Origin of the sequence: Ferviditalea candida, assembly GCF_035282765.1 — a bacterium.
Taxonomy (GTDB): domain Bacteria; phylum Bacillota; class Bacilli; order Paenibacillales; family KCTC-25726; genus Ferviditalea; species Ferviditalea candida.
In genome coordinates, this window is sequence record NZ_JAYJLD010000062.1 from 1 (window position 1) to 14,633 (window position 14,633).

The 14,633-nt window shown below is 50.9% G+C and carries 10 protein-coding genes and 2 pseudogenes; 2 read left to right on the forward strand and 10 right to left on the reverse strand.

Annotation, left to right across the window (positions count from 1 at the left end):
- From VF724_RS20470 to VF724_RS20490, 5 genes and pseudogenes are all read right to left on the reverse strand, one after another.
- Window positions 1-956 (reverse strand): transposase (locus tag VF724_RS20470; RefSeq protein ID WP_371756085.1); only part of this gene is annotated, 956 nt, incomplete at its 3' end.
- A gap of 111 nt (window positions 957-1,067) precedes the next feature.
- Window positions 1,068-1,352 (reverse strand): annotated as a pseudogene (locus VF724_RS20475) (EamA family transporter); the annotation flags it as partial.
- 85 nt (window positions 1,353-1,437) lie between these two features.
- Window positions 1,438-2,160 (reverse strand): AraC family transcriptional regulator, encoded by a 723-nt coding sequence (locus VF724_RS20480; protein WP_371756092.1) that lies wholly within the window; start codon window positions 2,158-2,160, stop codon window positions 1,438-1,440.
- Window positions 2,161-2,408: 248 nt separating this feature from the next.
- Window positions 2,409-2,963, reverse strand: coding sequence for a type I restriction-modification enzyme R subunit C-terminal domain-containing protein (locus VF724_RS20485; RefSeq protein WP_371756086.1), 555 nt, complete (start codon window positions 2,961-2,963; stop codon window positions 2,409-2,411).
- The gene (locus VF724_RS20490) at window positions 2,872-5,757 is read right to left on the reverse strand and encodes a DEAD/DEAH box helicase family protein (RefSeq protein WP_371756087.1); all 2,886 of its coding nucleotides are present in this window, start codon (window positions 5,755-5,757) and stop codon (window positions 2,872-2,874) included. The genes VF724_RS20485 and VF724_RS20490 overlap by 92 nt, the downstream gene beginning before the upstream one ends.
- Before the next feature lie 144 nt (window positions 5,758-5,901).
- On the opposite strand from VF724_RS20490, the gene VF724_RS20495 reads away from it, so the two are divergent.
- Window positions 5,902-6,249, forward strand: coding sequence for a DUF3450 domain-containing protein (locus tag VF724_RS20495; protein ID WP_371756088.1), 348 nt, complete (start codon window positions 5,902-5,904; stop codon window positions 6,247-6,249).
- A gap of 65 nt (window positions 6,250-6,314) precedes the next feature.
- Here the strand turns inward: VF724_RS20495 and VF724_RS20500 are convergent, their stop codons facing one another.
- Together VF724_RS20500 and VF724_RS20505 are read right to left on the reverse strand one after the other, a co-directional pair.
- Window positions 6,315-7,481 (reverse strand): restriction endonuclease subunit S, encoded by a 1,167-nt coding sequence (locus tag VF724_RS20500; RefSeq protein WP_371756089.1) that lies wholly within the window; start codon window positions 7,479-7,481, stop codon window positions 6,315-6,317.
- A pseudogene (locus tag VF724_RS20505) lies at window positions 7,474-8,941 on the reverse strand (type I restriction-modification system subunit M). Before VF724_RS20505 ends, VF724_RS20500 begins: the two are co-directional and overlap by 8 nt.
- A 362-nt stretch (window positions 8,942-9,303) precedes the next feature.
- On the opposite strand from VF724_RS20505, the gene VF724_RS20510 reads away from it, so the two are divergent.
- Window positions 9,304-10,062 carry a hypothetical protein gene (locus tag VF724_RS20510; protein WP_371756090.1) on the forward strand — a complete coding sequence of 253 codons (759 nt, stop codon included), beginning with the start codon at window positions 9,304-9,306 and terminating at the stop codon, window positions 10,060-10,062.
- Between the two features lie 161 nt (window positions 10,063-10,223).
- Here the strand turns inward: VF724_RS20510 and VF724_RS20515 are convergent, their stop codons facing one another.
- The 3 genes from VF724_RS20515 to VF724_RS20525 all read right to left on the reverse strand — a co-directional run bounded on the left by VF724_RS20515 (window position 10,224) and on the right by VF724_RS20525 (window position 14,508).
- Window positions 10,224-13,403, reverse strand: a complete 3,180-nt coding sequence (locus VF724_RS20515) for a bifunctional cytochrome P450/NADPH--P450 reductase (protein ID WP_371756091.1) — start codon at window positions 13,401-13,403, stop codon at window positions 10,224-10,226.
- Between the two features lie 131 nt (window positions 13,404-13,534).
- Window positions 13,535-14,107 carry a TetR/AcrR family transcriptional regulator gene (locus tag VF724_RS20520; protein ID WP_371756093.1) on the reverse strand — a complete coding sequence of 191 codons (573 nt, stop codon included), beginning with the start codon at window positions 14,105-14,107 and terminating at the stop codon, window positions 13,535-13,537.
- Between the two features lie 116 nt (window positions 14,108-14,223).
- A complete protein-coding gene (locus tag VF724_RS20525) occupies window positions 14,224-14,508 on the reverse strand; it encodes a branched-chain amino acid transporter permease (protein ID WP_371756094.1) in 285 nt (94 codons plus the stop codon).
- Window positions 14,509-14,633 lie beyond the last annotated feature (125 nt).

Below are 14,633 nucleotides of genomic sequence, written 5' to 3' on the forward strand. Positions count from 1 at the left end.
CCATGCCGAACGAGGACGAAGCGCAACTCTTGATAAAGACCCTGGCCCCACAACAAATCCAAACACAGGAAGGAGACGGTCTCTTCCTTGCCATAGATCGTCACGGCAGCGGTTTGAAAATCGGCCGTGCGCGTCTGGAACAACTCGGCGAGCTTCAGCATCTTGCCTTTCTTCGGCGGGCGGCCGCGGCCCGGCTTCTTCGGTTCAGGCCTTTCGTAGGCGACGGCATTTATTTTCGCTTTGGTGACGATATGCAGGCGTGCATCGCCGGCCCGATTTCCTTCGGCCAACCGCTGTAGCGCAGGGATGGACAGAAAATACCGGTCCAACAGAAGCAGCGCCCCGCCGAAGGTGCGAACGGTGACGAAGGCCTGCTCGATCATTTGCACGACGTGGGAGACTTGGCGTTCCTCGGAGTCCGCCCATCCGAATATCGCTTTCACGCCATCCTGCAGATTCATGAACAGGGGCAGGCAGAACCACTTTTGCGGCGTGCCCGCCAGAATGCCGATGGCGCCGAACAGATGACCGAAGATGTACTCGCCCTTGGAGACATTTTCGGATTCTTGATGCAGCTTCTTGACACCCGGCATATGCCGTCCTTCCTGGGCTTGCTTCACGCCGTCGCCGACGAGCACGACCCGTCCGCGCACGTACAGGAGCGGAGCGAAACGGCGAACGGCTTCCTGCCAGGCAAGCCGCAGCGAATCCAGCGACCAGGCGGAGGAGCGGAAGAAATGGATCATCGACTCATAATGACGCGGATCCAGCACCAGATCCCGGACGATGGAGGTTACTCCGAGATGGTCGGAACGAACCATCAGACCAACGACGATGATCATGAACCACCTGAAGGCGGTGGTGCGGGTGAAGCAAACTCGAAATGCACACAGAACTTCATTCATATATTTCAACATGGACTGGTCGATCGTGACGAAATCGGGTACACTATCCAAGCAACCCTTTCTAGCGATCTGCTCTCCTTTCTGGCGTAGGAACCGTAAGGATATCACAGATTCGCTTGATTGGGTTGTTTTACCATGTGTCAATTTTTTGACAAGAACTTCTCACTGTCCAGTAAACTTGTGTGCAAGTATAGCGGTGATCATAGGCGCTGTGGAAATAAGCAAGCCTACGTTTGAAGCGGATGTGTACTTTAACGCCGTGTTCTCAATCAAAAAATAAAGCGTGACCCCGCTCAGTCCTGCGCTGAAAAACAACAGTTCCTCCCGCAGATTGCCGGGCTTTTGAAATTTGGGATGAATCGAGACCAATGCGAAATAAGCGATAAGAAACCTGTAAAACAAAATTTCAACCGGTTCAAGATGGTGCAAAATGACCTTTGTCGAAACGTAGGTCGTCCCTCAAATAGCCATCGTAACAAGCGTTAAACCATGCCCAAGCAAATCTTTATTCCCCATAACCTTACCATCCTGCCTACATGTTATCGATATGGCTATAGGATAAGTTATAGCTATGGATGGCGGATGTAAAAAATTGCTCCTGCTGGGGCCGATCCGATTTACTGTATATTTCCGGCGTCGTTCCAACGTAATGCTTAAACACCTTAATAAAATGGCTCTGATCGTAAAATCCCGCCTCTTGAGCCACCTCTGCAAAAGAGCGGGATTTTCTGATTTCCCTTTTCGCAAAATTAATTCTGAGCAGGATTTGATATGTATGCGGGGGGACATGATATTTTTCCTTGAATAGCCGAATCAGGTAATACTTGCTGAGGCCCGATATTTCAGACAGAGTATCCAGCGTAATATTCTCTCTATAATGATGATCCAGATAATCTTTAATGTGGCGAAGGCTTCTACCTTCATATGCAGGACTGTCGATCGCAACCGGTACTTTGTCGCTGTAGTTGATCAGCGAAGAGAGGGTATGAATCAATTGCGTTTCTTTCTCCAAGGGGGAGCTTCCGCCGGTTAAACACCTCATAAGCTGAAGAACCTGTACAGAATTGCTTTCATGTAAAATGAACGGCTGCCCCACCTTCTCCAATACGGCTTCCATCCATTCAGGCTGAATGAAGATCATCATGTATCTCCATTCCCGCGATGCATCCGGATTACATGCATGTAAAATATCAGGGGGGATTAGGACGGTAGATCTTGCACTCAGCGATATGGTTCTGCCGTGGCACCAAAACATTGTACCGACCAATAATCCCTTCGGTACAAACCAGTTTGTTCGCGCACGGACTGAGGAGCCGCTATTTGGAGAAAATGGAGCTTATAAAAATTCTAACGGACCCAGGAGATGCTATTAGCCGAATCTGCCCCAAATCGAGCGGTCTATTCGTCTAATAACGGCTCTGATGTCCGTTCAACTGGAAAATATGGCCATTTTGCCGACAATAACGTCGCTGATGTCCGTTAGAGCTAATACCCGATATATCGCTACCCCACAATCTTCACCGCATTCTCCTTAATCTGCGCGACCAGCTCGACGAGCTGCTTTTGCCTCGAGCCGTCGAACAGCTTGATAAAGCTCTGCGGTTTGTCGAAAGGCGGCTTCGTCAGCTCGGACACATTTTCGATGTAGCCGTTCTGCGCGATGTAATCGACGACTTTTTTGACAAAGACGATCTGCGTCTGGCTGAGCGACTGATCGCCAATGAAAGCGGAAAATGCCGCCAGCGCCGCTTCATACTCCAGTTTCGCAACTTTGCGCACCAGGAGCCCGAACGGCGTGTCTTGGAACTCCCGCCGGTAGTCTTCCGCCGTGCCCAGTTCCCCGGTGAAAATCCGTTCCAGGCTTTCGTAATCGGACGAAGTCAGCGGAATATTGTTGCACAGTTTATAAATCGCCAGATGATCCCGGTGGTTCTCGATATAGCGGTTCACCTTCAGCCTGTAATCTTCAAAGTCGTAAGCTTGGTAGATCGCTTCGCCTTCCCTGGTGCCGATGACCTCGTCGGTCAGAATTGGTGTAGATCGGGCTAATCTTGTCATCGTCAACAGTCAATTTGATCAGATGCCGCAGCTCCACCCGCACCTTCTCGAAATCCAGCAGACCCGCATCCCGCCAAAATTCCTCCGTCCGAACCGTGTTGATAAGCTCAAGCTTCTCCTTGATTTGCGGAATTGTAGCCCGCTTCGCCAGATTGGCGCAGATGGCGCCGAGCTGGGTTTTGGTTTTTTTGAATTGCGGCGTCCCTTCGATCACGGCAAGCATCAGTCCGTACATCAGGTTGTCGAACCGTTTGGCGAATTCGTCCGGCTCGTCCAGATACACAATCGGAGCAAGATGTTCGATCATATGGTGCTTGTCCGTATCCGACAGGCATACGAATGCTGCCGCGAGCTTATACTTTTCGATATATTGGAGCTTCATCTTGACCGATACAAGCTCCGGGTTCAACTGCTTGATCTGGTGCAGAACGGTTTCAACCAGTTCCGTGCGCAGCTTCTGATGAGGCTCGTCAGCAAAGACGGCATGCTGCAGGTGATGAATCAACCGAACCCGTTTGGCGAAAATCGCCTCGGACAAGCTAGGCGTCTCGCTGCCCTGCAGCCCTTCTTGGTTCTGGCGGAAAAATTCGAAATTGCCGAGGTAGTCAAAGATGACAAAATGCGTCTTATGCTGCCCTTCGCCGAACAAATTTTTCCAGAGCCTTGTCCCTCGTCCGATCATTTGCCAGAACTTCGCTTTGGACCGGACGCGCTTGAAAAAGACGAGATTGACGATGTGCGGCACGTCGATGCCGGTATCCATCATGTCGACCGATACGGCGATATGAGGAGCTTTCCCCTCCACCTTGAAATCGTCGATAATCGTCAGCGCGTAGTTATCTTCATAAGTGACGCGTTTGGCAAAGCTCCCCTTATATTGCGGATACAGCTTGTTGAACCGCTCCACGACGTATTCGGCGTGCCGTTTGTTCTGCGCGAAAATGATCGCCTTCCCGATCCGGTCCCCGCCCGCCACCTTGATGCCCTTGGTCATCAGGTTTTCGAGCACCATGTCGACGGTAGACTGGTTGAAAATAAACTCGTTCACCGCTGGCGCCGGAATCGAATCCGGCATCTCCCCGTCCTCGTCCGTAAAATCTTCCTCGTACCGCTCCTTGTCTTCCTCCGACAAATCGTCGTAGGAAATGCCCTGCTCCAAAATTTTCGTGTCGACTTCGATGTTGTAATAAGGAACCAGCACATGATCCTTTTCCACGGCCGTCTCGTAATCGTAGGCGTAGGTCGGCACGCCCTTTTCCATCTCGAAGAACTCGTACGTGTTGCGGTCTACTTCCGTCTTCGGCGTTGCCGTCAGCCCCACCAGGATCGCATCGAAATATTCGAAGATGGCGCGGTACTTCTTAAAAATGCTGCGATGCGCCTCGTCGATAATGATGAGGTCAAAATGCGCAGGGGTAAACAGACGTTTACCGTCCTCGCTTTTCGCCGTGTCGATTGCGTTCAGCATCGTCGGGTAAGTGGAGAAAACGATGCGCGCCGATTTGTCGTCCTTATTGCTGAGCAGGTTGCAGAGCGACATATCCGGCAAATTGTTCTTGAAATCGTCCTTTGCCTGCTTGACCAGAGCGGTGCGATCCGCCAGGAAGAGGACGTTCGTTGCATACCCGCCGCGGGACAACACATCGGTCAGGCTGGAGGCCGTTCGCGTTTTGCCCGTGCCCGTCGCCATAACGAGCAGCGCTTTGCGATGGCCGGTCTCGATATGCTCGCACACCGCCCGGATCGCTTCCTTCTGGTAATACCGGTCGGTAATCTTGTCGTCGATCGGGATTTCCGCGAGCGGTTTGCGTTCGGTGCGGCGCTGCATCAGCTTTTCCAGATCGGCCTTGGCGAAAACGCCGCTGACTTTGCGCTGTGGCGAAGTCACGTCGTCCCATAGGTACGTTTCGAACCCGTTCGTGGTGAAGATCATTGGACGCCGGCCTGTCATCCGCTCCAGGCAATCCGCATAAAGCTTGGCCTGCTGGGTGCCGATTTTCGGGTCCTTGGAGGTGCGCTTCGCTTCAATGACGGCCAGCGGCAGCCCGTCCTTGCCATACAGCACATAGTCGGCATAACCCTTTTCCTCCGGATTGGGCATGCCGGTGAGCGGCACCTCTTCGCGGACATCGTCGTCGAAAACCCAACCCAGGAGCTTCAGGTCTACATCGATATATTTCTTGCGCGTCATGAACTCGGACAGATCGACCGGAGTGAAGCTGCGCTCCTCTTTGTGTACTGCTTTGTTCAAGGTGAGCCGGTCGCTCATCGCCGCGATTTGGGCACGCAGCGCCTCGATTTCGGCATCCTTTTGCTGAAGCAGGCTGTTCTGCTCCTTGATGGCCGCTTCATCCAGGACGACCTTCTCCGCCGGGATCAGAGCTTCATCGAATTGGCGCTCCTCGTAGTTGGAGCCGTAGCAGTAGTCCAGCCACTCGATGAACTCGAACAAAGCCGAAAGGGATAGAATGGCTTCGCTTCGGCTGACCGCCTTCTCCGTATGAACGGCGAGATTACCCAGCTTGATAATGTAGGGCAGCTTGCCCCACGTTTGACTCTCCATCGCGAACCGGAACGAAGGCTCGTGAATGAGCGACTGCAAATTGTCCTTATAGGGCATGGTGATGGTTTTATCTGCGGAATACACCCATTTCACCGCCAGCTCCAGCGCTTTGCGGCTTCCCGCCGCCGCCATGGCCGGCGACGTGGCGAGCACCCGCTCCGCCTCGATGCACGCGGGCGCGAATAAGGCATATTCGGCTTGTCCCTGCAAGAAATCAAAATTTGCAACCATTTCATTCACCTCGTTAATCCATGTATTCGGTCATTGACACCCATTAAAATCGAACATATGTTTGCATTTTCATTTCGTTTGAGCTATACTATACTTAGAATTACTCCTTTGAATAGCTCCATTTTCTAACGCAGAGGTGAGAACATGGAACAGTTAAGAGAAGTACTCAAAGAAGTTTTAAAGGAAGAATTGTCCCCAAGGTTGGATCGTTTGGAAAATCGAATGTCTTCGATGGAAACACAGATGTCTTCAATGCAAAAACAAGTGTCTTGTTTGGAAGAAAAAGTATCCTCTATAGAAAAACAAATGTCTTCAATGAGCGAACAACTCGACCGTATAGAACGAACCCAGACAGAAGATGTCGTTGCCATGCTGCAAATGATGGACAAGAAGGCAACGGCGCGATTAGATCGGCATGAATCTCAAATCAATCTACTAAACAATCGATTGCTGGCAGTCGAAGCTGACGTTCAAAAAATTCTATCGACTTAATCGCGACTTCCTTTAGGCAAACTCGTCGAATTCGACAGGCTTTTGATTTGAGACGGTTCACCTTCCTACCCAAAATACTCGCTCATCAAGCTGTCGAACAAAAGCTGAGTCTCGTCGATGGCTTTTTTGACAAGGGCTTTTTGTTCTTCGATTTTGGCGACGATGTCGGCGAATTGGTTTTGGAGTTCGATTGGTGGAAGTGGTACAATGCATTTTTCAAAAAAAGATGTGGGTACCCTCTTCTGTCCTGCACTACCGCTCATATTCTTCTCAGCATTCCTCCGGAATGTTGGCAATGATGTCAACCGATAAAGCCACTCACTATTGGAAATACCCTCGATGGGCCTCAGCACATGAAACTCTGTTGAGCCAAACCCAATATTGTTTTTCAAATTTCTTGCAATAGCTCCTTTGCCATTTTCCATACAAGGAGTAATCTTGGCAAAGAGTACATCATTTTCATAAAAATATGTAAACCCGGATTTGACATCTTTATATTCACGAATATCAGATGTATCGATTTCTCCGCTCTCCGATACACTTTGCATTGGCACAAAAGAAATTTGTAAATCATCGCTTAGAACATTTATTTCTGCTTTCCTTGGATTTATGAGACAGTAACTTGAAAGTTGTTTTTGTAACCATCCCTTTTCATTTGCAAAAGGATCGCCAAACATGTCGTAAAAGATAGACTTAATAAGGTTATCCAACTCAGCAAGCTGCTGTTTACGCATAGCAAGTACTTCGGCGGTAGTGGCTACAGCTTTCGCTATCAGTATTTGAATATCAAGAGGTGGTAGTGGAATTTGCAGTGGAGCGATATCTCCATTGTTTATTTGGGGTACAGAAGAGCCATTACCCAGCATACCTAAATCAATCTTTTGAAAATATGCATATAAATACTCTGGTAAAATCTTTTCGCCGGGAATTACTCCCATAATATTCAAATCCGCACAAACTTCGCAAGAAGTAATTCGTTTTTTATTTGTAGCTATTGCACCGCCTCTTTTTGGAAAAACCGTTGTCCCTTTAGGAAACAGTTGATTTTCAACATCTTTACGATTGACATATCGAGTTGAACAGGTAATCCGGAAGGTATTATTTCTTATTGATAAATCCGAAACTTTTATATAAGGGATTTCTCCGTGGTCTATTAATATCTCTTCATTTAAAGATTTACCACTCTTTAATGTACATATATCTCCCAGCCTTACCTTCTCCCACTTACTCACCAAGAAGCCCCCTCAACTCCGTCATCTTCGCGGCAATGTCAAGGTTCAACTGTTCTAGCCTTTCCAATATGACCGCCGGCGGATCGTACTCCACCTTCTCATATATAACCTCTTTATACCGGTTAATCGACAGGTCGTAATCATTCGCCTCAATAGCGGACTTCTCCACAAAAAAGCTCTGCTCCGTCGGCTTCCGATCCGCCTCACCAGCCAGATTATGGAAACGCGCCAAAATATCCGGAATATCGTTCGCCTCGTCCGGCGACCGCTTATCGTCCAACGAGAAGCCGTCGGCCTTCATATCGTAGAACCAAACCTTGTCCGTGCCGCCGGCGCCCGTCTTGGTAAACACAAGAACAGCCGTGCTGACGCCCGCATACGGCTTAAACACGCCGCTCGGCATCGAAATAACAGCTTGAAGCTGATGACTCTCGACCAATTCCTTGCGCAAAGCCTTATGCGCCTTGGTCGTGCCGAACAAAACCCCGTCCGGCACGATGCAAGCGCAGCGCCCGCCTTTGCGGAGCATTCGCAGGAAGAGCGCCACAAACAGAAGCTCCGTCTTTTTCGTCGCAGACGGTCTTCAGATTATCGTGTATGCTTTCGGCATCAACGGTGCCGGTAAACGGCGGATTGGCGAGAATAATATCATACTGCGAAGAAATGCCATTTTGCTTGGATACGCTGTCCACATAATCAATATGCGGTTGCGTAATCGAGTGAAGCATGAGGTTCATCGCCGACAGGCGGAGCATCGTTCTATCGGTATCGAAACCTGTGAACATGTCGCCGGCAAAATGCTCCCACTGTTCGCTTGTCATATCGGCTTCATATGTTTCCCGGATATATTCGGCTGAAGATACCAGGAACCCCTCCGTACCGCATGCAGGGTCGCAGATGTGATCGCCCGGCGTCGGGGCAAGCAGACGCACCATCATGTCGCGGATATGCTTGGGCGTTCTGAACTGGCCGTTCTGCCCGGCGGTCGCAAGCTTGCCAAGCATATACTCGTACAGATCGCCCTGCATGTCCATGTTTTTGATGTCGTGCTCGTACAACTCATCCAAACCCGTAATAATCTTCTGCAGAACTTGCGGCGTAGGTATCAGAAACATCGCATCCTGCATATAGCGGGAGAACGCGGTGGAATTGTCGCCGTTCATCGTTTTGATGAAAGGAAATACCTTCGTCCCGACAATATCGTAAATCGCCCGGGGGTCCTTGGTCTTGAACTTGCTCCAGCGCATCGACTGTCCTTCTTCATCTTGCGGAAAAATCTTCGGCATCGCTTCGCCGCTCAACGCCTCGAAGCTCTCATTCTCCAATTCCTTCTCGTCCAATGAACGAATGAACATTAAGTAGGTAAGCTGCTCTATAACCGTTAAAGGGTTGGTAATGCCTCCAGCCCACATATCCGTCCAAATTTTATCGACCTTGTTGCGAACTTCTCCTGTCAACATCTGTAGGTCCCTGCCTTCCATTCACGCTAGTAACTTAGACTTATTCCACAAGCTGCAGGAAAAATCCTTTTTCGACACCAATCTATCCACAATTATACAAATCGAGGTCTTTTTTAAGCTATTTTTCAGACTGCGTTCAGTTTGTTCTCAGTTTGCCTGCCGTTAAGTAAACTATGGGCTTTTCGCTGCAAAATTCACTAAAGAAAGGAACTGTCGCCGTGTCTGTATCCATCAACTCTCACCGAAACCATTATTCCCACTACAACAACACGACACAAACCAACAGTTCGAGTACAGTCGACGGAAATCAGGACACGAATCGTTGTCCTCCTCCGCCCCCTAAACCTCCCGAAGGGCAAGGGATGTCGACCGATTCCGCGCAATTCAGCCTAGAAGCGTTGGCCTATCTGAGTGGAGGCCAATTCCAGGACTCGGCCTCGGCATGCGGCAACTACTCCGATTCCGGTAGCGAAAGCTCGCTTACATCGGATCAAAAGAAGTCGATACTGGAGAACTTGTATAGCAAACTGAGTTCGCTCAGTTCGTCGCAATCAAGCTCTGGAACCGACAGCACCAGCAGTACCAGCAGCACTAGCAATACCGACAGTTCAACTGACCTGATTTCCTCGCTGAAGGAAGAGTTGTCCGGCTTCGATGCTTCCAGCGCGACCGATCAGCAGGTGTCGGATACGTTCGATAAAGTGATGCAGACACTTCGGCAAGCGGCTCCGCCGCCACCGCCACCGCCACCGGAGAACGATTCGTCGCAACAAAACAACTCCAACGAAGGATTGCCTGCGATGCTGCAAGCAATGGGCGGAATCGCGCCGCCGTTCGCTTGGGGAATCAGCAGCGATAATTCCAACAGCTCCGACAGCGACTCGGCAAACACGTTGACGACGGATCAAAAGAAAACATTTTTGGCGAAGCTGGAACAACATTTGAAGAACGGAAGCTCTCAACATGCAGATGGCGATAGCATCGACCAAACGTTGGATACGATCAAGGAAGAGCTGTCCGGCACAGACTTCTCCAGCGCGACCGACCAGCAAGTGACGGATCTGTTCAACGAAGTGACAAAGCAGCTTAAGCAGATCGCTCCGCCAACTCGCGGCGCGTAGCTTGCCAATGTTTCCGCAATAACGTGTCTTGCGCAAAAAGCCCACACAACGCTATACATAAGCAAGTTCGGCGCCAACGGTTACGCATCAAAAGAACGGCTGGCATGGAGGATGCTGCAGCCGTTCTTTTGGCATTCTTATTCCTCTACGACGATCTCCCATTATGCCCCGGCCCAAACGTCCTTCACGTATCGGCCTTCGTTTTGCAGGCTTTCCAGCCAGCTTTGCGCGGCTTTTGCGGTTGCGCCGTAAGCTTCGCGGTAGGCGGCGCGGAAAGTCTCCTCCACCTCCGGAGCCATTTTGCTGCCGTCACCGCACACATACATCTTCGCTCCCCGTTCGAGCAGATCGAGCAGCTTGCCGGCATCACGCTCGATCAAATGCTGCACGTAAGTCTTGGGCACACCCTCCGCTCGCGAGAAAGCCGTATGGAGATGAACTAATCCGTCCCGCTCATATTGCTCCTGCTCCTCCCGATACAGGTAATCGTGCTTCGGGTTTCGGCAACCGAAATAAAGATGCGCCTCCCCGAGCGTCTTCCCTTCCTGCTCCATAGCTCGCCGTGCTTGGAGAAATCCTCGGAATGGCGCCACGCCGGTCCCCGGTCCGATCATGATGATCGGTGTTTCCGCAAGCTCCGGAATCTGGAACCCGGACTCCGGCGTTCGCACGAACATAGCGATCGCATCCCCGGGCCGGCGGCTCGCCAAATAATTCGAGGCAACGCCGCGGTATTCGCCGCGTCCGCTTTTGGCAGGCCCGCGCACGACGCCGACCGTAATGCTGACCCGTTCGTTCAACACCTTGGGCGAGCTGGAAATGGAGTAATATCGTGCCTTGAGCGGAGGCAGCAACTCAATGAACCGTTCGAACGGAAGTTCACAGGCCGGATACTGCTCCAACAGATCGAGCATTGTCAGCCGTTTGCTTAACACCTTTTCCTTATAGGCATCGTCCAGAAGGAGCGCCTCCAGTTCCTTTTTGTGCGGCGGACACACGGTGAAGGAAGCTAACTCTCGAAGCTGTGCGCGCGTTGCCGCCTCCTGCAGCTCGACACTGTGGCTGAGCAGATCGTGGACGCTGATCGGACGATCAAGCGGAAGGTGCGCTGCGCTGCGTCCGGAAGCGCTGATGATCAAATGATCACCGGCCTGCAGGCCGAAGCGTCGAAGGACACGATCAACCAGCTCCCGTGAATTCTCGGGGAGCACTCCAAGATGATCGCCTTCCCGATAGGTTGCCCCGTCCGGGAGAACAAATTCCAGATGTCGGGTGCTGCGTTCGCTGCCTTCTCCTTGCAGCTCGCGGTTCTCTGCAACAGTGGCGAGAAATGCATCGTACGTTTCCGCAAGCGGTGTTCCAATCAGGCCGCTGACGAACTGCATGCTGAGCGCGCTTCGTTCCTGCTGCGGCAGGCCGCTGCTTTTCAAGCCCAAAGCGTCCAGCACATCCAGCCATAAACGCTCGCCCCATTCTTCGACCTGCTTTTCGAAATCGCCGCTCGCATCCGCTTCCCCGCGGGAAACAAGCCGGGTAGCCCCTTTGGCCGCCAACTGCTCGTCGATAAACCGCGGAACATGCTGGTACGTACTCGCCCAATTATGATCGCCGCAGCCAAATACCGCATACCGGACACCCTCAAGCTGACCAGGCTCCACTTCTTCCAACCATTGGACAAATTCGCGGGCGTTGCTCGGCGGCTTCCCGTTGTAGGAAGCGGAGATAATGAATACTACGCCTTCCTTGGGCAGTTTGCCCACATGGGCGTTGAGCGGCGCCACCTCGCTTCGGAAGCCTTGATAGCGGGCGGTGTCCGCCAGCTCCCGGGCAATGCCTTCGGCCGTCCCCATATTGGATCCGTACAGCACAAGCAGCGGCGTATTGTGCGCCTCCACTATCGGTACCGCCGCCTGCTCCGCCGGCTTGCCGATCACCGGCGCGTTCTGGGCGGCGGAAAAAGTATAGGCCGCATGACCGGTACGGAGACGGACGCGCATCGTTAAGCCTTCGGGCTTTAAAGTCAGCGTTTCTTTGACTTTCAATTGATAGTTCGTATGGTCGATCAATTCAAAATGCTTGAGCACCATCCCGAGCACGAGCGTTGCTTCCTGCAGGGCGAACTGCTGACCGATGCACGCGCGCTGGCCGTTTCCGAACGGTTTGTACGCGTGGTACGGAATTTGGTTTGGATCCTCAAACCGTTCCGGATAAAACTCATCGACATTGTCGCCCCATACTGCCTTATCCCTATGAAGCTTGGGAATAAGAATATTCACACTCTCTCCTTTTTTCAAAGAATATTTGCCTGCCAGCAGAGTATCCTCCTTTGCATACACGGAGAAAGCTGGGGCGGTCGGCCATAGGCGCAATGCTTCGTTGAGGATCATTCGGATGTACTTGAGCTCCCGGATCTGCAAATAGGTCGGAATGGGCTCGGTCAGCACGCGGTCTACCTCTTCGTAGGCCTTTTGCAGCTTATCCGGATTTTTCAACAGATAATATACGGCAAAGGAAAGCAATCCGCTGGTCGTCTCATGTCCGGCTATGAGGAACGTTATGATTTGATAACGGATATTTTCATCGTCGAGCGGTTCGCCCGTCTCCGGATCTTTGCCTGTCAGCATATGTGCGAGCAGATCGTCTCCGGCTTGCTGGCCATTCGCTTTGCGTTCTGCGATGATTTTATCCACCAGAGCGAACATGGACTGAATATCATGCTTGTACTGCCGTTTCGTCAGTACCATCAGCTTATCCTGCAGTCCGAGACGCTGCAGCTGATTCATCGCTTCATTCAAAGCACGGACCATGCTGGTGATAAAAGGATGCGGCTGCTCCCGGTAAAAACTGTTAAACCGGTAATTGAACCCGCACAATCCGATCGTATCCAGAGTAAGCCGGGTCATATCCTCCGGAATGTCCACGCTTTCGTCCGGGTTCAGCCTGGTCCACTTTTGCACAAGCTGCAGCGCGAGATCCACCATCATCGCGTGGTATCCCTGCATCGCTCTTTGACTGAAGCTGGGCAGCAATATATTGTGCGCTTTGCGCCAGTTCGGTTCCTCCGTCGCGCTTGTGAACAAGCCGTCGCCAGTGAAAGCGCGAACCTTCTCCAGAGGGGCCCATACTCTTTTGTCAAACCGGGATTCGTCACATGCATCCGCAACCAGATCGTAGCCGGAAATAAAGATTTCGCGTCTTCCCGGCAAATCCATTCGGAAAATCGGTCCGTACTCGCCGGCAAGTTTCACCATGGATTGAACGGGAGCGTCCAGATCCAGAAGCGGCAAATTGCCGAGCGGACCAAACGTTTTCGGTTGAGGAATAACAGCGGATTCAGACATGTTCATCCATCCTTCCAAAATAGTTATAGAATAATTCATGATCAAATTAAGCTCGTAAATCATTATTCCATTAATGCCAATCTACCACTCGGAATGAACGTTCATTCCTTTTATGCCAAAACAGATACGCTTCAATCCGAATGAATTCGGACGGCGTCCCAACAGCTTTCTTCAATTTGGGAGAGCAGCTCCGGCGTCTCGATTATTTTTCCGGCTCTAATTAATGTGTAAATTTTGACAAATGCACCGAATACAATGGCAATCAATGCATCGGATGGAAGTGGCCGGATCAGTCCCTGCTCCTTGCCGGAATTCACATAAGAGTGGAAAAAATCCAGCAATTGCTGGAACGCCTCGCGACTCTGCGGATCCAAATAGCGGGCTTCGCTGTGCGTATCGATGAAATAAAGCGCATGGATGTCTTCCTTGGCAAACCGGACCATACCGTTAAAAATATGCGTAAACTGCGCACGGATACTGTCCGAGTAGGGGTAGTTTCTTTTCACCGAATCGGTAAAACGCTGAACGCACTCGTTAAATAATTCGTTCACAAGCGCCTCTTTGCTTTCGAAATACCGGTAGATCGTCCCCGCTCCTACTACGGCCGTATCGGCAATCATCGGAACCGTCGTCCCGTCATATCCCCGCTCGGCAAATAACAGGAGTGCCGCGTCCATAATTTTCTCGCGCTTGTTTACGGCCATTTCCAATGCTTCACCTCCGGAACGGAATGAATATTCATTCTCTTGATCTGATTATATATCTCTTGTTCACTAGATGCAAGTTTTTTCTGTTCGGTAAGCGCGCGGTAATCGATACATTATTGAATCAAAAACATATAGACGAGAGTACCGCCTGCAATGGATAAAAACATATTCCTTTTCCAAATATGGAGAAACACAACTACAGCAATTGAAATCAATTCGGGTACTCCATGGTTGCCGGATAAAAATTTGACATCTTTGATACTATAGACAACCAGTAACCCAAGAGCTGCTGAGGGCAATACTTTGCCGAGATATTGCACATAACTTGGAGTAGGCCTGCCTGAAGGGAAAATAAGAAATGGAATAAATGTAAGCGTAAAATAATCCCCACCTACGATTCAAGTGGGGAGGCTAGTAATCTATGAATGAACGATTCTGCAATTTTCCGGGATTGAGCTTGACCATGGAAGGAAGTTGTCTAACGCATTCGGATCTTGGGGATCTGCGAGTTGCGGTAGCTTTT